The sequence below is a fragment of the Pedobacter sp. genome, assembly GCF_965279535.1.
GTDB lineage: Bacteria > Bacteroidota > Bacteroidia > Sphingobacteriales > Sphingobacteriaceae > Pedobacter.
Map to the genome: position 1 here is coordinate 4,172,600 of NZ_OZ257244.1, position 18,986 is coordinate 4,191,585.

21 protein-coding genes are annotated in these 18,986 nt (G+C 38.1%); 12 read left to right on the forward strand and 9 right to left on the reverse strand.

Annotated features, from left to right (window positions below; genetic code table 11):
- Position 1 precedes the first annotated feature (1 nt).
- From ACQY77_RS17140 to ACQY77_RS17150, 3 genes are all read right to left on the reverse strand, one after another.
- Positions 2-1,090 (reverse strand): sensor histidine kinase, encoded by a 1,089-nt coding sequence (locus ACQY77_RS17140; RefSeq protein ID WP_421941045.1) that lies wholly within the window; start codon positions 1,088-1,090, stop codon positions 2-4.
- Positions 1,091-1,343: 253 nt separating this feature from the next.
- Positions 1,344-2,081, reverse strand: coding sequence for a LytR/AlgR family response regulator transcription factor (locus tag ACQY77_RS17145; RefSeq protein WP_056095117.1), 738 nt, complete (start codon positions 2,079-2,081; stop codon positions 1,344-1,346).
- 57 nt (positions 2,082-2,138) lie between these two features.
- Positions 2,139-2,513 (reverse strand): helix-turn-helix domain-containing protein, encoded by a 375-nt coding sequence (locus tag ACQY77_RS17150; protein WP_115404615.1) that lies wholly within the window; start codon positions 2,511-2,513, stop codon positions 2,139-2,141.
- A gap of 643 nt (positions 2,514-3,156) precedes the next feature.
- Here ACQY77_RS17150 and ACQY77_RS17155 point away from each other — a divergent pair.
- From ACQY77_RS17155 to ACQY77_RS17165, 3 genes are read left to right on the forward strand one after another with little or no spacing between them, the layout of a single operon-like run.
- Positions 3,157-3,903: a TlpA family protein disulfide reductase gene (locus ACQY77_RS17155; protein WP_056095111.1), complete on the forward strand. Its 747-nt coding sequence runs from the start codon at positions 3,157-3,159 to the stop codon at positions 3,901-3,903.
- Between the two features lie 58 nt (positions 3,904-3,961).
- Positions 3,962-7,135, forward strand: coding sequence for a SusC/RagA family TonB-linked outer membrane protein (locus ACQY77_RS17160; RefSeq protein ID WP_056095109.1), 3,174 nt, complete (start codon positions 3,962-3,964; stop codon positions 7,133-7,135).
- Positions 7,136-7,139: 4 nt separating this feature from the next.
- Positions 7,140-8,528, forward strand: a complete 1,389-nt coding sequence (locus tag ACQY77_RS17165) for a RagB/SusD family nutrient uptake outer membrane protein (RefSeq protein ID WP_115404613.1) — start codon at positions 7,140-7,142, stop codon at positions 8,526-8,528.
- Between the two features lie 44 nt (positions 8,529-8,572).
- On the opposite strand, the gene ACQY77_RS17170 is transcribed toward ACQY77_RS17165, so the two are convergent.
- The 5 genes from ACQY77_RS17170 to ACQY77_RS17190 form a co-directional block, all read right to left on the reverse strand.
- Positions 8,573-8,950, reverse strand: a complete 378-nt coding sequence (locus ACQY77_RS17170) for a hypothetical protein (protein ID WP_056095103.1) — start codon at positions 8,948-8,950, stop codon at positions 8,573-8,575.
- A gap of 102 nt (positions 8,951-9,052) precedes the next feature.
- Positions 9,053-9,529 carry a MauE/DoxX family redox-associated membrane protein gene (locus tag ACQY77_RS17175; protein ID WP_056095101.1) on the reverse strand — a complete coding sequence of 159 codons (477 nt, stop codon included), beginning with the start codon at positions 9,527-9,529 and terminating at the stop codon, positions 9,053-9,055.
- 158 nt (positions 9,530-9,687) lie between these two features.
- Positions 9,688-10,254 (reverse strand): Crp/Fnr family transcriptional regulator, encoded by a 567-nt coding sequence (locus ACQY77_RS17180; RefSeq protein WP_056095098.1) that lies wholly within the window; start codon positions 10,252-10,254, stop codon positions 9,688-9,690.
- A 33-nt stretch (positions 10,255-10,287) separates the two neighbouring features.
- Complete coding sequence (locus tag ACQY77_RS17185; RefSeq protein ID WP_056095096.1) at positions 10,288-10,755, reverse strand: hypothetical protein; 468 nt, start codon at positions 10,753-10,755, stop codon at positions 10,288-10,290.
- A 109-nt stretch (positions 10,756-10,864) separates the two neighbouring features.
- On the reverse strand, positions 10,865-12,004 hold the full coding sequence (locus ACQY77_RS17190) for a hypothetical protein (protein WP_056095094.1): 1,140 nt from the start codon (positions 12,002-12,004) through the stop codon (positions 10,865-10,867).
- Between the two features lie 295 nt (positions 12,005-12,299).
- Between ACQY77_RS17190 and ACQY77_RS17195 the strand changes: the two genes are divergently transcribed.
- Positions 12,300-13,142: an RteC domain-containing protein gene (locus ACQY77_RS17195; protein WP_056095091.1), complete on the forward strand. Its 843-nt coding sequence runs from the start codon at positions 12,300-12,302 to the stop codon at positions 13,140-13,142.
- Positions 13,143-13,709: 567 nt separating this feature from the next.
- Positions 13,710-14,681: a toprim domain-containing protein gene (locus tag ACQY77_RS17200; protein WP_082489583.1), complete on the forward strand. Its 972-nt coding sequence runs from the start codon at positions 13,710-13,712 to the stop codon at positions 14,679-14,681.
- Positions 14,682-14,810: 129 nt separating this feature from the next.
- Here the strand turns inward: ACQY77_RS17200 and ACQY77_RS17205 are convergent, their stop codons facing one another.
- Positions 14,811-15,017, reverse strand: a complete 207-nt coding sequence (locus ACQY77_RS17205) for a DUF6965 family protein (protein ID WP_056095085.1) — start codon at positions 15,015-15,017, stop codon at positions 14,811-14,813.
- Between the two features lie 258 nt (positions 15,018-15,275).
- Here ACQY77_RS17205 and ACQY77_RS17210 point away from each other — a divergent pair, with 258 nt between their 5' ends.
- The 7 genes from ACQY77_RS17210 to ACQY77_RS17240 are packed head-to-tail and all read left to right on the forward strand — an operon-like array spanning position 15,276 to position 18,883.
- On the forward strand, positions 15,276-15,683 hold the full coding sequence (locus ACQY77_RS17210; protein WP_056095082.1) for a plasmid mobilization protein: 408 nt from the start codon (positions 15,276-15,278) through the stop codon (positions 15,681-15,683).
- A 3-nt stretch (positions 15,684-15,686) separates the two neighbouring features.
- Positions 15,687-16,877, forward strand: a complete 1,191-nt coding sequence (locus tag ACQY77_RS17215) for a relaxase/mobilization nuclease domain-containing protein (protein WP_056095080.1) — start codon at positions 15,687-15,689, stop codon at positions 16,875-16,877.
- 12 nt (positions 16,878-16,889) lie between these two features.
- Positions 16,890-17,525: a ParA family protein gene (locus tag ACQY77_RS17220; RefSeq protein ID WP_115404612.1), complete on the forward strand. Its 636-nt coding sequence runs from the start codon at positions 16,890-16,892 to the stop codon at positions 17,523-17,525.
- Positions 17,522-17,902, forward strand: coding sequence for a hypothetical protein (locus ACQY77_RS17225; RefSeq protein WP_056095077.1), 381 nt, complete (start codon positions 17,522-17,524; stop codon positions 17,900-17,902). Before ACQY77_RS17220 ends, ACQY77_RS17225 begins: the two co-directional genes overlap by 4 nt.
- Positions 17,889-18,221: a hypothetical protein gene (locus tag ACQY77_RS17230; RefSeq protein WP_147273667.1), complete on the forward strand. Its 333-nt coding sequence runs from the start codon at positions 17,889-17,891 to the stop codon at positions 18,219-18,221. The genes ACQY77_RS17225 and ACQY77_RS17230 overlap by 14 nt, the downstream gene beginning before the upstream one ends.
- A gap of 5 nt (positions 18,222-18,226) precedes the next feature.
- Positions 18,227-18,538 (forward strand): DUF4134 family protein, encoded by a 312-nt coding sequence (locus tag ACQY77_RS17235; RefSeq protein ID WP_056095073.1) that lies wholly within the window; start codon positions 18,227-18,229, stop codon positions 18,536-18,538.
- 33 nt (positions 18,539-18,571) lie between these two features.
- Entirely contained in the window at positions 18,572-18,883 is a 312-nt protein-coding gene (locus ACQY77_RS17240) for a DUF4134 domain-containing protein (RefSeq protein ID WP_056095071.1), read from the forward strand.
- Positions 18,884-18,986: the final 103 nt, after the last annotated feature.

The following is an 18,986-nucleotide window of genomic DNA, read 5'->3' on the forward strand; positions in this document are numbered from 1 at the left end:
CTTACAGAGCTGGATAAATTTTTAAAATTAAATTGACATCAAAATAGTTACTATCCCTTTTTCCGTAAGACAATGAAAATTTATCGCCATAAGCCAAACCTAATCGCTTTTCAATATTCTCCATTCCTTTATTGAAGCCTGAATGGTGGATCCTGGTGTTGATCAAATTAGAAGTACTTATTGACAATTCGTTTTTACTCAATTTAATATCTAATAATCCAGGTTGGTTTGGCTTTTGTAAATTTCCATGCTTAAGCATGTTTTCTAACAATGTGATTACGACCAATGGTATAAAGCGAAAATTTTTAACCTCTTCAGGAAAAGAAAGATTGATATACTGTTCTTTGTCTTTCCTTATTTTATTAAGGGATATGAGGTTATCAATCTGATGCAGTTCCTCCTCCAGCTTGGGAAATTCTTCGGGGGATTCCTTCGTCTCAAGACTAAACCGCATCAATTCAGCCAGATTAAGAACTGCTTCTCCGGCGTCCTCGTTAAATTTTCGAACGCTATCATACAAAAAGCTCAATGTGTTGAATAACAGATGTGGATTGATTTGGGCTCGCAAATATTCATACTTCGCAACATGCAATTCATTTTGCATCTCTTTATTTTTCAAATCGTTTAAATATTCCATTCTTTCTGAATGTTCTCTTTTTAAACGTTCCTCTTTGAAACGCAAAAATAAAAAGTAAAAGCAGGAAAGAACGATAAAAAACAAACCTCTCCAGAGCGATTGAAAAAAACTTTTATGGTTAGTAATAATTGTTGGGATGTTAAATCCTTTATGGGTTCCTTCCAGTACGTCATTAAGATAAGACCTGAAAAAAATATATAAGCCGATTTGAATTATCATGAAGATAATTACCCTTGTCCAGGGTTTAGGCTTCGTAAAACTCTTCTTAAGCACAAAATGCGCATTCGTATAAAATAGAATAATATTAAGAATATAATGGAGGGCATAATTAAAAGCTTTTCCAAAAAAGCCCATTGAAAGTCCGATTAGTCCGATCTCTAATGTTATGAATATTGCCCATCCAATTAGGTGCAAGCGCTGCACTTTTCCCCATTCGAAAATTTTCTTAGTCATGCTATAATTGCTCTTGGTGTAACCTCATTTTATCGCGGTGTAAAAACTTTTTTTACGCTAAATAATGGCTCTAGTTTCAAAATAAAAACATGAAACAGAACCCTAAAAAACTGGTCAAAAAAACAGTATTTGTTTTTAGATCGCAGCAAACAATTCGAAAGTCCGAAACTGATCCGACTACTTCCAGTATCATCATTATTTCCAATGAAACGTTGATTAGCCATCGTTGAATGTTGGTTCAACATTTGAATCCTTAAGACTTCCGGCCGGATCTTAATGTTTTATTTTCAGAAAATTCAATAAAACCTTGCTTGTAGTTGTTGCCCATCGGAATGATGTGTGCTCCAAGCTTTAATGTGTTCCCAGCTATTTTTTCAACCCTTTCTTCATTTACGAAGTAACTGCGGTGGACTCTGTAGAACAATGTGCCCCAAAACTCCTTTTCAACTTCCTTCATTGTCAAATAGACTGTATAATCTTCATCTTCAGTGACAATTTTCATGTAGTTTTTCAAGCTTTCGAAAAATAATATTTTGGATTTCCTTATCTTCAATTTCTGTCCCCTTTCGCCGATGCTGACATAGAAATATTTTTTTTGGGCAATCCGTATCCCTTCAATTCTTTTTCTTTCTGCATCTAAAATGTCCCAAACGGTTTTAATGAATTTCGGTTTTGAGATCGGCTTAACCAGATACCGAGATGCATTTACTTCGAAAGCTTCTATGGCATATTTTGTAAATGCAGTGGTAAATACAATAAATCGAGCTCGATTGACTAATTTTTTTGCGAGCTCAATGCCGGTAATTTCTGGCATGTCTATATCCAAAAAAATAAAGTCTATTTTGTCTCTGATACTGATTCCTGATAGTGCAATAAGAGGATCAAAAAAAGTCTTGACTAATTTTAGGTTGGGATTCGTCTCAATGTAATCTGAGAGAATCGAGATTGAATGTTTTTCATCGTCGATTACGACGCAACGAAGTTGTTCCATATGTCAAAGTTTAGGGTAATCTCAAAAATGATCCCTCAATTACTTTGCATATCCAAATTAACTTTTTTCTTTTGGTTCGATTTTAATCACCTCAGTGGTTTTCTTTTGAGACAAAGAACCATCTTTGTTAATTTTGTTTGTTCTCCTTAAAGTTACTATGACCATGTCATATTTTGGCTGCTCCAAGGGGAGGATATCTTGTATAGTGCAATTGAGAGCGCTTGCTAACAAGTTTATATGTCTAATGCTATATTTGGCACGTTCTGTAAAAGTTTCTACTTTTGAAATAAACCCATCAGCTAATTTCATCTTCTGAGTTAACTGAAGTTGAGTCATTTTACTGGCAATTCTCAAGGCCTTAACTCTTTCAATCAACATAAAATCTAATTGAGAGATTTCAACAAAAATTAACTCGTCTTCAGGTGCTACCATTTACATGTGCAAGTGACTGATTTTGATGATTTAAGTCAACTCCACTTGTGGATTTGGTTAATATTTTGTATCTTAGCTTTAATAAAATTAACGATATAGAAAAACGATAGAATATAACTTCCATTAATTTGGATTGAGTAATTACTGAAAGAACTTGTGGTGAAAAGTAGGACGTTCGAACACGAGAGGTAGGTAAAACTCAATTCCTATGCTATCTTTGTATAGCATACGGATTTGGGTCGCCTGCTTTATTTGAGTTCGGCCGCTGCGAGGCGGTGGTGGTCCTACACCTTCACTTCAAATAAAGCGTAAAGGCGGCCCTTTTCCGTTTGACTTTCGGTTAACACAGATTAGCCATGAAAGCATTTGAAATCATCATTTCTTCAAATTTCAGCAGAACATGCTATTTTCTGGCCTACTTTTTAGGTCCTCAAATCTCTGTTTTTTATACTCTCGGATGGACATTTATCATCCTAATTAGCCTGGTTATCTGTTCTCCTGAATAAGATGCCAGGCTAAGGCAGGTCAACCCTACGGTTAATGATAGAAAATAGGTTCTTTAATAATGCGCCTGCCTTAGTTCTCTTCAATATTTGAGATTCCTCATTTAATTTTCCGATCAACTAACTTAAACCAACAAACAATGAAAAAAACGATATTCTCTATCGCTAGGGCACTGCCATGCCTTTTTTTTGGAATCGACCTTATAAAGAAACCCAAGAGATGTGTTCCACCTTCTTATGGGAATTTAAGCTTAAGCTGTTTTCAATTGGATGGCCAGACAACAAGGAATGTTGCTAAATTGGCTAATAGAGAGATAAATCTAGAAAGACTACTTAGAAAGAAAATCATTCGGTTAACTACGGTTTTATTTTTCTTCTCAACTACTCTATTCGCACAGGCAAAGGCAACGAGCCGCCAACTCGCAATCAACGATAAAGTACCTAATCTTACCCTTTCGCAAATCCTAAATTTTAACCAAAAAAGCGCTGAATTTTCGAGCTTTAGAAATAAAGCACTCGTCCTCGATTTTTGGGCGACATACTGCTCGCCGTGCATAGCCGAATTTCCGAAAATGGATGCTATGCAAAAAAAATATGGTAAAAATATCCAGTTTTTACTGATGAATACTTATGCAAGTGATACTGTAGAAGTTCTAGAAAAATTTTTGGCAGCGCAAAAGGCAAAAATTAAAGATTTCGCATTACCCATAATTCTCAATAGCGCTGAAATAAAGAACGTTTTTCCAGTCAATACAATGCCGCACTATATCTGGATTGGTGCCGATGGACGTATTAAAGCGATTACGCGCGCGGATCAACTTACAGAAGAAAACGTCTCGCGGCTTATCGCAGGCTTAAGTCTTAACCTTAAAACTAAAAAAGATTAATATGATGGCAAATCATTTCAACACTAGAAAAATGAAGTGGAATTTTCTACTGTTTTGTATGGCTCTGATAATCATTATCCTCTCTGCAATAACAGCTTTTGCTCAGGAAGCAAATGTGTTAAAAGGGAAGGTTACTGACTTTGATGGAAATGTAATCCCGGCCAGCGTTCGCTCCAGAAAGAATATGACAATAGTTGATGAGGCTGGAAATTTTACTTTAGGAAAAGTAAACCCTGGAGATACAATTCGTATTACTGCAACTGGATATAAAACAATTTTCAGGATTTATTCAATAAATGAAAAATTCATTTCAGTTAAAATGACCGATGATTCCCAGCAGTTAGAGGAGGTCACCGTTCAGACAGGTTACCAAACATTGAAACCCAATGAAGTTAATGGAACAATATCCTCTATTAGTGAGAAAGCTCTAGGAGAACGTACAGGGTCGAATATTTTAGAAAGGATAATTGGTCAAAGTAGCGGATTAATGCTCCAGGTAGGAAAGAGTAATAACAATCCGCAAAATAAGACCAACATTTCTATACGTGGTCTTGGAACAATCAATGGTCCGTTAGATCCGCTAATCGTGTTAGATGGTTTTATATATGAGGGAGATATATCTAACATTAATCCCAATGATGTAGAAAATGTATCTGTATTAAAAGATGCAGCAGCTGCATCGATTTGGGGTGCAAGGGCTGGTAATGGCGTAATTGTGATTACAACCAAGAGAGGCAGACAAAACCAACCTATGCAAATTGCCTTTGGTGCAAATGTATTGGTACAGGATTTACCAAGATTTAATTCTATCAGGCAGATGAATAGTAGCGATTATATCGCTTTTGAAAAACAACTTTTCGAATCGGGCTACTTTAATGATCGGATATCTACCACACCATGGTTGGCATTAACCCCTGTTGTAGAAGTTCTTCTAGCAAGAAGAAACGGGCAGATCTCTCAGTCAACGGCTGATGCTAGAATAAATTTATTAGCGGGAAATAATACACAACAATCCTATCTGGACAATTTCTACACTCGTGGGATTCTCCAACAGTATAGTTTAAATCTTAAAGGGGGGAGTGAGCGGAATACCTATTTACTTTCTGCAGCATACGATCAGAATAGAGGGGAAGTTTACAATACCTCAGGTAAATTAAACCTGCATTTTGCCAATGATTTTAAGGTGCTTGAAAAATTAAATCTAAGTACTAATGTTTATTATACAAATTTTACTGGAAAGACCGGCCGTCCTGCGAATGGTTATCTGAGCGCTGGGGGAAGGTATCCGCCATACCTGGATTTTGCACAGGCTGGAGGACTTGCTACAGAATTTCGGTCAGCATATACTGATACACTGGCAAAAGGTAGACTTTTAGACTGGAAATTTTATCCCACAGAAGATTATAAACATGACTATACCGATTCCCGTTCTCAGGACTTATTTGCTAACGTCGGATTTAGGTATCAAATCGTCAAAGGGTTAAACCTGCAGGTAAATTACCAATATCAACGGCAGAGCTCAGATATTGAACGAACATCCGATGAACAAAGTTATGCGGCCAGAAATCTGATCAATTCGTTTAGTCAGGTAAATGCCTCTACGGGAATAGTTACTTATCCGGTTCCAAGAGGAGGGATACTGAATTCTTCTTCTTCGGTAGTCAACTCACAAACAGGAAGAGCGCAATTCAACTACAACAACGTTTTTGGCTTGCATAGCATCAATGCAATTTTCGGTGCTGAGGCAAGGAGTGCGAATACTTCTTCTCGTGGAAGCAGAAGATTAGGCTATCAATCCGACCCACTATATTTTACTCCAGTTGACGAGGTAGGGCTTTACCGCCAATACTTAACTGGATTTAGCAGCCAGATCGGAAGTGTCAATACTTTAACTCAGACTGCATACCGTTTTATAAGCATGTATGCCAATTTCGCATATTCCTTCAAAGGACGTTACCTGTTGTCAGGAAGCATACGACGTGACGGATCAAATATTTTTGGCGCTGATATAAATGATAAATGGAAGCCCTTATGGTCGTCAGGTATTGGATGGAAGATTTCAGATGAATCCTTTTATAATTTAAGATGGCTGCCCGTTCTGCGGTTAACCACTACATTTGGCTACAGTGGTAATGTAGACCTAACGAAAACTGCGTCCCCAATTGCCACTTATGGCACGAATGCTTTGACGGGATTTCCAATCACGAGGATAAATGCAATAAATAACCCCGATTTGAAATGGGAACAGCTTTCGCAGGTTGATATGAAACTGGATTTTGAACTTCCCAAGCAAATTCTGACCGGATCATTTTCTTATTACGTCAAAACAGGAACGGATTTGTATGGTATAACGGGCTATGACTATACCAGTTGGGGTGCACGTGATGTAATCACAAAGAATGTTGCTAATATGAGGGGAGAGGGTATTGATCTCGATCTTCACAGCAAAAATCTTAAAACTGGCAATTTTAGTTGGGGAACTGACCTGTATTTTAGTTATAACACCAGTAAAACCACAAAATATAAAAGCAGAGACAATTCATCAGCTTTTTACAATTTACTTACCGCAGGGAATGCTATTACTCCAATCGAAGGCTATCCACTATATGCGGTTGCAGCTTATAAATGGGGAGGGCTGGACAGCAAGGGGAATCCACAGGGATATTTGAATGGTAAACTCAGTACTGATTACGAGTCTATCGCAGATGAATCTTTTAATACGGGGAATAATGTCACCTTTCTGGGTTCTGCCAGTCCGACGTATTTCGGTTCTTTGATCAATACTTTGTCATTTAGGGGTTTCAGTTTGTCGGTTAATATCAATTACAAATTAGGTTATAAGGTCAGAAAACCGGCACTGGCATATTCAACGCTAATAGAAACTGGGCAGGGAAATTATGAATATGAGTCTCGCTGGCAGAAGCCTGGTGATGAAAACGTAACTAATGTTCCCTCGTTCATCTACCCTGCACCAAGTGTTCGGGATGCATTTTACAGTAAATCTGAAATTAATGTGATGTCGGGAGACCACATTCGCCTTGATTATATTCGATTTGGTTACACATTAAATACAGTTCAGTGGAAATTTCCATTTCGGAATCTTGAAGTATACGCAGGTTTACAAAATGTCGGATTACTCTGGAAAGCGAATCATTTCGGTTATGATCCGGATTATTCAAACATATTACCTCCTTCCCGCCAGTTATCATTTGGTATAAAGGGGGCATTCTAAAACCATGATAGAAATAGTAATTATGAAGAAAAATAATATTGCAATAAGTATTGTACTTTGTACTGCAATGCTACTTACCTTGAGTTGTAAAAAGTACCTTGAGGTTAAATCAAATGCCAAATTGGTAATTCCACATACTTTATCTGACGTACAAGGACTTTTGGACGATGCCAATCTTATGAACCTGAGGTTAACTCCGTCATTTGGCGAAGCATCAAGTGATGATTTTTTCCTGACAGTCAACAGTTACAATGCGCTAAGTGTAAGGGCTCAAGAAGCTTATACCTGGAAGCCTACTCCTTATCGACATGCCAATGATTGGAGTCTGGCGTATACGTCTGTTTTTAATAGTAATCTTTGCCTGGAGTTATTAGAAAGCATAGACAGAACGCCAGCGAACAGTTCTCAATGGGACAATGCCAAGGGAAGCGCCTTATTCTACAGGTCCTTTTATTTTTTGATGTTGACCAATCAACATGGACTTGCCTTTGATGAAAAAAATTCTGGCAATGATTTAGGTATTGCACTTAGAACATCATCTAACTTTAATGTCCCCTCGGTACGTTCTTCGGTAAGCGATTGTTACCAAAAAATAATTGAAGATGCAACTTTAGCATTAACCTTACTGCCCGACTACCCTCAGCATGTGATGCGACCCTCAAAAGGAGCCGCAGCAGCGCTGTTGTCAAGATGTTTTCTGTACCGTCATGAATATGAAACGTCATTGAAATATACACTGGAAGCACTCAAATTCAACAGCAAGCTAATGGATTACAATGGCGATAGTGATCTCCTGGCGCTAAGTAGCACAGTACCAATCAAAAAGTTTAATAAGGAGACGATTTGGTATGCAGAACTTTCCAGTAATTTTGGAGTCAATAATACTACAAATTCTAGAGTCGATACTGCCTTGTATGCCAGTTATAACATTAACGATTTAAGAAGAACTGCATTTTTCCGGGCTTCTGCGCCATACCAGCAGTTCAAGGGGAATTACACCGCAAGTGGAACGATTTACTTTTCAGGCCTTGCAACAGATGAACTTTATCTTAACAGCGCCGAATGTAAAGCCTGGCTCAATGACCTGTCTGGGGCTATGGAAACATTGAATATTTTATTAAAGTCCCGTTGGAGAAATACAGTGCCCTTTTCGCCTGTAACTGCAACCGATAAGTCTGATGCTATTAGAAAAATCCGTGAAGAAAGAAGGAAGGAGTTGTTGATGAGAGGTCTTCGTTTTGCTGACCTTAAAAGGTACAACAAAGAAGGAGCAAATATAATTCTAAGACGGGTTCTCGGAAGTCAAGTCTTCACCCTTGCGCCAGATTCACGATATTATGCTTTGCCGTTGCCCACTGATATTATTGAATCTTCAGGCATGCCACAAAACTAAACTATAAGGGGGAGTTCATTTCCCCCTCATATTTTACCCTTAGGTTATTGGGCAGTTTTGTTTTCGATGTCCATGTCTCCATCATCACTGGATACTACATAAGCACGTGTTGATGTGTGGGGACTTGCGATTAAGTTAAGTGAAGGGTCTAGCGTAGGGGTGCCACTTGTATTCACAAAGCTTGCATCTACTCGTATAAGACAGGCTTCTTGTTGAATTTCATCACAGCCCGCTGCGTTAGGACTATAAGTCCAGTTAGATTCTTTTTCAACCTCAGTTCGGGACTTATCGCTACCGGTATACTGAAACGTATATTGTACCCTTTTGCTATCTGCCTTGAATGCAGAACCACCAAATACTAATACTAATCCTAAAGCGGCGGCCATTAGGCCTTTGCTTACATTTTTTATTGCTGTATACATAATTTAAGGATGCTTTTTACTTCGAAAAAACAAGCGAAAAAGTTAGTTTAAGATTTGGGCACCATGCCCTGTTGAATGCATTAAATTTTGGAATTATATTTTTCACTCTTTGCCGCTTAACCTCCTTTCCTTTTTGGTAACTCTAATAAGACAACCCATATTTATAAAAAACAAAAGCATGTTGAAGTAGAGATGGCTTTTCCAGCTCATCTTAGAAATGAAGCCACCGCAGCTGCATGGGGCATTAGGAAAAACATGGGTTAGGATCAATGTGATATATATGGTAAATCCCAATATCAGGGACAAGGAAAGCCACAGTCCCCATTTGTGTTTATTAAAAATCAGCAGCGTAGCAGCGGTCAGCTCAAGAACCGGGACCAGATATGTCAGTACGCGTTGTATTTCTTCAGAAAAGGGTTGATCCTTCATCTGGAGCTGATAAAGTTTTAGATCTGCGAGCTTTGCAAAAACTGCATAACACCATAGCAATGTCAGCAGGAATATTCCAACGGTATTTAGATTTGATACCAAGCTTTTATAGCTTATATGCGTCCGTTTATGTGAATAAATATTTTCCATGTTTTGTTTATTAAAAACCCATCTGATTGTGGATTAAAGTTCGAAACAACAGAAATAATATTAACTACCCGAATTCGGCAATTTTTACTCTTTTTGCACCCCTTGGGAAAAGAAATAATCGTACACCTATTTGTGTAATAATGCGATTCCCTACCGTGTCATCTGCGGTATTTCCTTTTTATTTTGAAGAGGTATTTTGATTCAATTGCGAGAAGGGAAGCCAGAATCTTATGAATGGGAAGATTAATTAATTCTGGATACCTGTCTTGAAAATAGAGAAATCTTGTTTCCGCATGTCTGATCCTCAGCATTTGTTCTCTTTGCGTAATTTCACGGTAATGTTCCTCATAGATTTCCAGAAGAATCATTAGAAATTGGGGATTTGCTTTGGCAAGTTCACTCCATTGGGATAGACTTATTGAATAGCCGGAACTGTCTTTTAAAAAATTTACGTACTCATTTGTGTGAGTGAAGGAAAAAAACGACGTAGTCGGAAAAATAAACCCACTCTGTAATATCCAGGAAGTATTTTCCTGCCCCTCGAAAATAAAATACCCTCTTGCAAGGCCCTCTTCGATAAAATACAGTTCTGGGTATGAATGATCTGGTGTGCTAATAAGTAAGCCCTTGTTGAAAGTTTTCTGAACAGAGATTTCCGCCAGTTGGCTTACAAAAGGTTCGCTTGCATTTTGAAGACTTTGCAGTTTTTCGATGAGTCGTTTCATTTAAATATGATTTAGGGTAAACTTTAAGGTGTGTCATATATGTTCTTGCCTATCAGGAATTTTATTGTTGCCGAATAGAAGTTCCAACTGTATGTTTAAATGCCAGGCTGTATAGGATAGATTCAAGAGGTACGCATCAGGGAATAATTTCAGAAGGTTCGAATAATGCTTTTCGCTAAACGCTATCAAATAAGAATCCTCTAAAAACTCTACATAAAGTTCAAATCTCGACCTTGGCATAACGTTTGGGAAATGATAAAGGAATTCCTCAGCATTGTAGGTTCGGATAACAATTTCTTCGTCATTATCCTTATCGATTGCCATTAGCCGCAATGACCCGCTTTCAATCAAGGGATAAAAATTATAATCTTCTCTAGTCAAGAACACTGTCTGGCCAGCCTTGTATGCAGTTTTTTTTGCTATGGTTGAGATGTATGCTTTGAGTCCAGGCGAGAGTGAGTGAAATGCGTTTAGTTTCTGTGAATAGTTTTCTACGTCCATATCTTTTTAGGGATAAAGAACGGCTATTTGAAAACTTTGTCAAGTTGCAGAAATTTTATGGTCTTGCAACCCCTCATCAAATTGCAAGATTCGCAGTATTCTCACAATTTCAATATCTTTCCTGAGCTAATGCTAGCATTTCACTGAGCTTTGCGATCACTTTCTTAATATCTTCACTAGCATGATTATAGTGGGCATTTCTAGCACTTTTTTCAGATATTGAATCGCGTTCCACCGTGCTAAAGTGCCTTGCAATATACTGGTGCGCGAATTTTGCCCTTTGCCATATTATTATCCCGGTCTCCATCTGAAGATGGACAAAAAAGGCCAGCTGTTTAACGGAAAAGGAAACTTTATAGTTGGCGTTCATGATTCCCGCTTCCTCAACTTCATGATTCACGAATTCCATAGCCCGGAGTAAAAGGAGTTCTTCTCGAAGGAATTTTTTTATAGTGCGCTGAATATCGGGTTTCCTTGTAAACTGGAGCATTTGGGTTTCTCTGTATAACACTCTTATCTCTTTCCGATAGGAACAGACTGCAGAAATTTTTTCCCCTAAAGTTGTCTTATGCTCAATCTCTTTTGAAATATGCCATTTGGCATAAAAAAATAAGTCAGGATGATTTATTCCAAGCCCCATGAAAATTTTTATAATGCTAAACTCATCAATCAAATCAAGCAACATAAGATCTTGATGGATTTTATCGCAGGATTCTTTCCAAAAATTAAGATCTTTAAAACTGACTATCTGACTTATATCCAAAACCGATCTTGTGACCTGCATCAGTTTAGGATCCAATTTCTTCTTTTCAAATTCTCCAACGATTAAGTTCAAATCATTCTCAATTTCGGAAATTTCTGACTCAATCATTTTTATAGGTATCCTGCCTTTATAATTGAATATTTCCGGAAAGATTTGTTTCATCCAGATTAGTAATTCTTCCATTATGTCCAGCAGTGCTTTCAGAGTGCTTATGATAATCGTGTGGTCCGGATCTTTTTCCCTTTGCGTTTTTTCTCTACTGGTCTTATCCATTAAAAGGGTTAAGTTCTGTTGGTGAAAATTTAAATATGCTTTTGACTTTTTATGATTATTTAGTTCAACGGCCATATCCCTGAAGGCTCTGGTCAGTCTGGAATGTTCTCGTTCAAGATTTTTTTTTGACTCCACTGCAAAATTTTTTGCAAAACTTTTTTTCGTTTGCAGGCTTGTGAGATGTTCCTCAAAAAAAATAAATTGGTAATTCATAGCTGATTTTTAGCACAATTTATGACTGAATTTACCTGTCAAAAAGATTTTTACACCGAGGCCTTGGGTGGTTACACGAATAGTTTGATTAGGCTGACAAACATATTCTCAAAAGTAAAAACCGACGTATATTGTCTTTAGAATTTATCTGCAAATAATGAATTCAAAGGGGGTTGATCAATTATGCAACTGATAGTTAACTTGATTCTATGCCTGCAATAATTCAATTTGCAGCAACGCAGGCTGAATTTTAGCTGCCTAAAATAAACCTATTTTTCATCTAAATCCTTTGTGTATGTTAATCCCCCAATCTGAACAGCTGTACCTGGAAATGACCTCTAAGCTTCATGCTGGAAAAAATGAACTTATAAGTGATCTGCTTAGGTTATCCTCCTCCCTTGAAATGATAGAAAGCGGCACAATCCGTTTAAATTCCCTAGCAAACCGATTAGGTTTTTCCTCGGAAGCAGAAGAGATATTTTTCTTTAAACAGATCAAGCCCAAGTTTTACAGTTGGAAAATTTTTATTGTAGAACAGTTCAATATTGTCTCGAATATTCCAGTAGATACAGACGAGGCAATCCGAAATTATTACATAAGGGAAATAGATTTCTTAAGAAGATATTTCGAACAAAATCAATTTCTTTACCAATATTATCTCAATGACCAGAGCGCACTAGATGAAGAATACTTTTTAAGGCGTAATAGGCAGAACATACTTCCCGCAGTGAATTTTAGTGAATTCGAGACAAAGGGAGATTATACCTTTGCTAAATTCCGTGCGTATGAACATTTGCGGGAGTTTTTATTGACACGCATCAGACTTTTATACAGCGACCCAGAATCCTCAATATTTCAATTGTTGTCAAAAAACTCAAACCTGAGATGGACAGACGATAAAGTGAAGCTTGTAGAACTTGCCTATGGCATATATTTTATGGGGTCATTGAATAATGGAAAAGCAGATATTTCTCAGGTCGTTGATATTCTTGAAAAGAGCTTAAATGTAGATCTGGGTGTCGCTTATCGCAAGTTCATTGATATCTCTAGAAGGAAAAGCAAGGGATATACTGTTTATTTAGACAGTATGAGAAATGCCATAAACGATCACATTGCCAGAAAACTTAAGTTTAATTGATAATCAACCAAATTGCCAATTTCACTTTGTATAATTTTTCTCATATCGCAGGATATCCTCAAAATAATCCAGATTAAAAAAATTACACACCTAAATAAAAGTGTTATAGTTTTTGTAAATAAAATGCTAGTGATTTAATGAAATTCTCTTCTGTTTAATAAAAATGGATCAGTAATCAACTAAACTGATGAATGTAAAATTTATAACAAATCTGATCTCCAATAAATAACTTTCAGATCAAGGCAAAAATAGCCTTATAAAAATCGTTCACACTATTTTCATAGTGTCAATAACACGTCTTGCACATACTGAATTTTGAGCCAACAAAAGAGTTGGTCTTTGACATTCAGGAATGAAACATTACCCTTTAAATTGAAGGGAATTTTGCGAAGCTTTGAGATGACGTCAAAAAGGTGAAAGCGCATTGGCAGACGATAAGTCCGGTTTGTAGAAATCGACGCGAGTAGTTCCGAAATTACAATATATAGAGGCCCTTCTTTTTGGGTTCTATTTTATAGGGGCGATAAGCCCCTTTTTTGTTTCTGAAAATTCTAAAACTAAATCGGTATGTCAGCTTTTTTAAACGTTAATGAGATCAAGGAGAAAGTGTCGCTCCTCGATCTTTTGAAGAACTTGGGGTTTAGTCCCCAGAAAGTATCGGGGGGAGAGTATTTTTTTCTAAGTATGTTGCGTGAAGAATATACGGCCTCACTTTGTGTAAATGATAATCTGGGGGTCTGGTTTGACCATGGCGGTGCAGGAGTATCGGGAATAAAAAGCGGAAGCATAATCGATTTTGGCCTTGCATATTGGTATCCCTCAAGCTTTCCTGAGGTTCTTAAAAAAATCGTAGAGTATGCAAAAATAAACCTTGAGAGAACCGCGGATGTGCCTGTTGATAATTCCCGAAGGCCCTTGCCCTTCAAAGTTCCAAGATATGAAGTAGAAGTAGTAAATGAATCAATCGGCAACGATGTCATCAGCTCATATCTTAAAGGCAGGGGAGTGCAAAGCGTTGCAGGTGGTTATTTATATGAACTTTATTATTCGGTCATGGACAGCAGCAATAAGCGCAGGAATTACTTTGCTTCTGCATGGCCAAATGAGAATGGTGGCTGGGAGGTACGCAACAAATATTTTAAGGGTTGCCTGGGGCACAAGGGAATGAGTTTTTTGCAGGGGGCTGTTGACAGGCTAGGTGTCTTTGAAGGTTACTTTGATTTTCTGAGCTGGAAAGTCGAACATCCACAGGATCCTGCATCCATATTGGTGTTAAATTCCCTTTCGTTTCTACAGGCTGCCAAGGGTAGGTCAAACCAGTTTGGTTCTATTGAACTTTATTTTGACCATGATAAAGCAGGAAAATCTGCTGCGCAGGAATTTATCCGAGATGTACATGGAAGTATAGACTGTTCGTTCAAATATGCAGGGTTTAAGGATTATAATGAAAAGCTTGTGGCTGATCTAAGGCAAATTGAAAAATCTATTGTTAAGCCTATGCCTTTTAGTGTAGAGAATGGTTTTGGTATAACACGTTGATATATGAATATATAACTATGTAAATATTGAGCTATATAGATATAATTATCTATATATGCTTAAATATCAATATGTCTCTATCGGTATATGTGGATATTCTTATATAGAAATATGTGGATATATGTTTAGCTAGTTAAACTCAATGATAAGTTTCATCATTTTTAGTCTTACTAATAGTGGCTTATTGATTTTACTTTCCGGATTAGCTCTAAGTGGCCCGAAATGGCTCTCTAGAAATAAATCAAAGTCAGTTACTTTTGTTGCCTCATTTAAAAACACCGGCATTTCCGGTCTCCGGCAATTCTTGAAAAACTCTTCTAATTCCTGCAGCTCCATCTGGCAAAGATAGCTTTAGGCTTTCTGTTTTGCCGGAATACTTTTTAACAAAATCCTAATAAACCAAGCTTAAGTTTTTTGGTTTTTATCCTTTCGTTATAGTTGGTGTATTTTGGTTTTTTAGCCTGCAAGTTGTGTTTTTGTTGCTCAAAAACCCTATAACTTGCCCGCTTTTTTTCGCCTTGGGGGCGTAGCGGGATGGAAAAAACGTCGCAACTAGTTTTTTCTTCTTCGGAGGATGTCCCTTAATTGTTGAATATGACCAAGAAAAAGAATGGGAGGCCTTTAAAATTAGATGGTAAAAGAACCAGGTTCATTAAGGCCAGATTTACCGAGGAAGAATATGCTTTACTCCGAAACCTTTGGCTTTCCCTTGGATTGAAAGAAAGTGATTTCTTGCGGCAAAGGCTTTTAATCTCCTCTGCGGTTTCAAATAAAATCAATGCTGTCGAAGTTTTAAAACACCTGAACCAGATCGGTGCAGAGATCGGTAGGTCAGGAAACAACATTAACCAGCTTGCCCGGCATGCGAACTTTTTAAATAAACGAGGAATGCTCTCTGCTGAAATTGTACTTCAGTTCAACACGATTTTTACTGATTACATTTCAATATTTAGAGGAATGGAGAGAGCAACCAGGGAATTACTCAGATTATTAAAGGCTTAGTTTATGATTGTGAAAATTCTTTGGAAATCAAAGACTTTTAGGGCAGTTAGGTACAATACCAATAAAGTTGAAAAAAATAAGGGAGAACTGGTAAAGGTATCCGGTTTTGGGGCGCTGCAAGGGCTATCTGAGATCAGGCCTGGAGATTATATAAACTACCTCTCATCCCTAGCGAGCAGAAACCGCAGGGTTGTATATCCGCAATTTCATGCAATGATATCTTCAAAGGGCAGAAGCTTGGACAAGGGGGAACTAGTTACACTGGCCGAAGGCTGGCTAGAGGGCATGGGTTATGGAAATCAGCCGTATCTTCTCATTTTCCACAAGGACACGCAGAATAATCACATCCATATGGTATCTTCAAGAATAGACCTGGAAGGGAAAAAGATTTCCGACAGCTTTGAGAAGATCAGGGCTTATAAGGTACTGAATAAACTTATCGGTAATGATGAGAAACATGCTGCTGAAAAAGCTTTGACGAGGGCACTTCAATACAGCTTCTCCAATAAGGCGCAGTTTATGATGTTGCTTGAAAGACAGGGATATGCATTAAAAGTTCTGGAGGATACGCTTGATCTGTCAAAGTATGGTGAAAAAGTAGGCAGTATAAACTTAACCAGAATAGAACAAAAAATTGCCCGGTTTTCACCTGATCAGAAAAGAAAGGAACAGTTAAAACAGATTTTTGCAAAGTATAGGCCAATTACCGATTCCAGAATTCAAGCGATCAGGGAAGATCTTCCAGGTGGCGAGAAAGGAAAAGTAATATTCTATAACTCTGAGTTAAGCGAAAAATTATCTTCTTCATTCGGCCTTCAGTTTGTATTTCATTTTAAAGGTGACAAGCCGCCATATGGCTATACCATTTTAGACCATTCCACCAAGGAAGTTTTTAAAGGTGGCGATATTATGTCCATAACTAAATTTATGGAGACTTTACGCCAAACCGAAGAAGTAAAAACGTCAATACCCATTTCGGAGGGTATTTATGAAAATCAGTTTTCTCCAAAGGAAGAGATGCTCCTTGAAAATCCATCAGAGTCAATATTTCCTGCTGACGAGGTTGAAATGCATGATTGTATATCCATTGGCGAATTCTCTTTGGATATAGATATCTCTGATGATATTGATGATGAGCAGATCCTCGGACGGAATAGGCGCAGGCAAAAAAAAGCAAGAACCAATACACGTTAAATTTTTATGCTTATGGTTATATTAATTGGAAATCAGAAAGGGGGAGCAGGTAAAAGTACACTCTGCCTGTTACTGGCCTATTTCCTCTCAATGCTTAAAAAAAAGAAGGTTACCGTTCTGGATATGGACTACCAGGCTTCGATTTCAGGCAAGTTTGAAAAGGCAAAAATTCTTGAGAACGATCCCCTCTACGAGGTTATTCCCTCTGATCTTAAGTACTTCCCGGCTCTGCTGGAACTGCTTAACCAAAATAGGGATGAGTTTGTGCTCATTGATCTTCCGGGTAAAATGGACGATGATCTATTGATTCCCATTATCAGTTCCGCGGAACTCATTATCTGCCCGTTTAATTATGATGAATTTTCTGTAGACAGTACAGTGCTCTTTTCGCTTGTATGTCGGGAGATCAATAATTTATCACCCATGGTGTATGTGCCAAATAGGATTAAAACAACCGTAAAGTATGAAACCAGGGAAGAGGTAGACAAGGTACTATCCAGATTTGGAAAGATTTCTCCCGGTATTTCTGACCGCATCGATTTTCAGCGGGTAGGAACCATCCATGTCCCGGCCTCTTTAATTCAAGTTTTTATGCCGGCAATGGACTTTATCTATGGCAGCTTTATGAAGAGAGGTATATCATCATGAGCGAAATCAAGTCCCTTGCCGATCAATTGAAATCAAGGATCCAAGAGGAAAAGGGATTGCCGGAAAAATCCCAGGCCAGTCATGGGGCTGAAAAGATTGGTGTAAAAAAAACTGAATCCAAAGAAACGGTCGTGAATACCAAGCGGCTAGCTAGCTTTCTCTCATCCCTGCGGGACTTTAATATGGATGGGCAGGAGAAAATCCTTATCCGCATTGATAAGCGCACAATGAATAAGCTTAGGCAACTAAAGATTACTTCGAATATTGATATGACCAGGGTAATCGTTTTTTCCCTCCACCAGTTTTTAAAAGGCCATCCCTGGTTAAACGAATATATTTCTCAAACTTTAAAAAATATGACCCATGAGCTGGACTAATTTCTTGACCATAATCTTTATTGTATATATGGTTTATTATTTACTGAACTTATTTTTTGATCTTTTTCTATCTCAAAGAGTTGGTGTGAATGAAACTCCGGAAGACGAGCTTTTCTTTGCACAAACATTTACCCCTGAGCTGATTACCCTGGAAGAGAAAGCTGAGGAGGCTGTGCCTACGGATTCAGAAAAAAAGGAGAAACCAGCCCCTTATTTGCCAACAGGTCCAATTAGCTCAAGTGGAGGCATTGGACTAAAACAGCTTTTTTCCCTTGCGAAAGACAACCTCATCGAACATACGCGGGCAATACCTTACTAAACTCCATGAGGTTTTCTTTATTCTTTTTAAGGGCAGCGTCAGCTTCTTTTTTTTTGCTCTCTACTTTTTCCGCTAATGCTCAACCAGGAATCTCAGAGTTTTATTCCGCCTCGGCAGAGGTGAAAGGCTGGTATTTTTCGCTCTCGGATCTGGTACTGGTTATTGGCGCAATCGCAGGAATCCTAGGTGGACTTAGGGTTTATGCCAATTGGCAGATGGGCAAGCACCACATTGATGCGCAGGTTATGGGATGGTTCTTTTCATGCCTCTTTTTATCTCTCATCGGTGTATTCCTCCGCGGTCTTTTCGGACTGTAAATACAATTTTATTCAATTTAAATCAATTTTTTTATGACAAGAAAAAGCAAAAGACTTTTGTCATTGGCCGCGCTATTGGGTTTAGTGCAGGCAGTTTCCGCCCAGACTGGGGGAGGAACAACAGGAATCAATGCGGCGACTTCCTCGCTGACCTCTTATGTAGATCCGGTTTCTACACTCACCCTTGCGATTGGTGCCGTGGTAGGTATTATCGGCGGGGTACGTGTCTACATCAAATGGAATTCCGGAGATCAGGACATCAACAAAGAAATTATGGGCTGGGGAGGTTCCTGCCTTTTTCTGGTTCTGGTATCGGTAGTGATCAAGGCTTTCTTTGGCGTATAGCATGAGGATGTATCCAGTTTACAAGGGGCTTCAAAAGCCCCTTGTTTATCGCGGTTTCAAAGGGAAGTTTATTGCTTATGGAATTTCTTCCTTAGGTCTTGGG

Bases quoted from the DNA above. Each gene is read 5' to 3' on its own strand.
- ACQY77_RS17140 (WP_421941045.1), bottom strand. From the start codon at position 1,090: ATGACTAAGAAAATTTTCGAATGGGGAAAAGTGCAGCGCTTGCACCTA.
- ACQY77_RS17145 (WP_056095117.1), bottom strand. From the start codon at position 2,081: ATGGAACAACTTCGTTGCGTCGTAATCGACGATGAAAAACATTCAATC.
- ACQY77_RS17150 (WP_115404615.1), bottom strand. From the start codon at position 2,513: ATGGTAGCACCTGAAGACGAGTTAATTTTTGTTGAAATCTCTCAATTA.
- ACQY77_RS17155 (WP_056095111.1), top strand. From the start codon at position 3,157: ATGAAAAAAACGATATTCTCTATCGCTAGGGCACTGCCATGCCTTTTT.
- ACQY77_RS17160 (WP_056095109.1), top strand. From the start codon at position 3,962: ATGGCTCTGATAATCATTATCCTCTCTGCAATAACAGCTTTTGCTCAG.
- ACQY77_RS17165 (WP_115404613.1), top strand. From the start codon at position 7,140: ATGATAGAAATAGTAATTATGAAGAAAAATAATATTGCAATAAGTATT.
- ACQY77_RS17170 (WP_056095103.1), bottom strand. From the start codon at position 8,950: ATGTATACAGCAATAAAAAATGTAAGCAAAGGCCTAATGGCCGCCGCT.
- ACQY77_RS17175 (WP_056095101.1), bottom strand. From the start codon at position 9,529: ATGGAAAATATTTATTCACATAAACGGACGCATATAAGCTATAAAAGC.
- ACQY77_RS17180 (WP_056095098.1), bottom strand. From the start codon at position 10,254: ATGAAACGACTCATCGAAAAACTGCAAAGTCTTCAAAATGCAAGCGAA.
- ACQY77_RS17185 (WP_056095096.1), bottom strand. From the start codon at position 10,755: ATGGACGTAGAAAACTATTCACAGAAACTAAACGCATTTCACTCACTC.
- ACQY77_RS17190 (WP_056095094.1), bottom strand. From the start codon at position 12,004: ATGAATTACCAATTTATTTTTTTTGAGGAACATCTCACAAGCCTGCAA.
- ACQY77_RS17195 (WP_056095091.1), top strand. From the start codon at position 12,300: ATGTTAATCCCCCAATCTGAACAGCTGTACCTGGAAATGACCTCTAAG.
- ACQY77_RS17200 (WP_082489583.1), top strand. From the start codon at position 13,710: ATGTCAGCTTTTTTAAACGTTAATGAGATCAAGGAGAAAGTGTCGCTC.
- ACQY77_RS17205 (WP_056095085.1), bottom strand. From the start codon at position 15,017: ATGGAGCTGCAGGAATTAGAAGAGTTTTTCAAGAATTGCCGGAGACCG.
- ACQY77_RS17210 (WP_056095082.1), top strand. From the start codon at position 15,276: ATGACCAAGAAAAAGAATGGGAGGCCTTTAAAATTAGATGGTAAAAGA.
- ACQY77_RS17215 (WP_056095080.1), top strand. From the start codon at position 15,687: ATGATTGTGAAAATTCTTTGGAAATCAAAGACTTTTAGGGCAGTTAGG.
- ACQY77_RS17220 (WP_115404612.1), top strand. From the start codon at position 16,890: ATGGTTATATTAATTGGAAATCAGAAAGGGGGAGCAGGTAAAAGTACA.
- ACQY77_RS17225 (WP_056095077.1), top strand. From the start codon at position 17,522: ATGAGCGAAATCAAGTCCCTTGCCGATCAATTGAAATCAAGGATCCAA.
- ACQY77_RS17230 (WP_147273667.1), top strand. From the start codon at position 17,889: ATGAGCTGGACTAATTTCTTGACCATAATCTTTATTGTATATATGGTT.
- ACQY77_RS17235 (WP_056095073.1), top strand. From the start codon at position 18,227: ATGAGGTTTTCTTTATTCTTTTTAAGGGCAGCGTCAGCTTCTTTTTTT.
- ACQY77_RS17240 (WP_056095071.1), top strand. From the start codon at position 18,572: ATGACAAGAAAAAGCAAAAGACTTTTGTCATTGGCCGCGCTATTGGGT.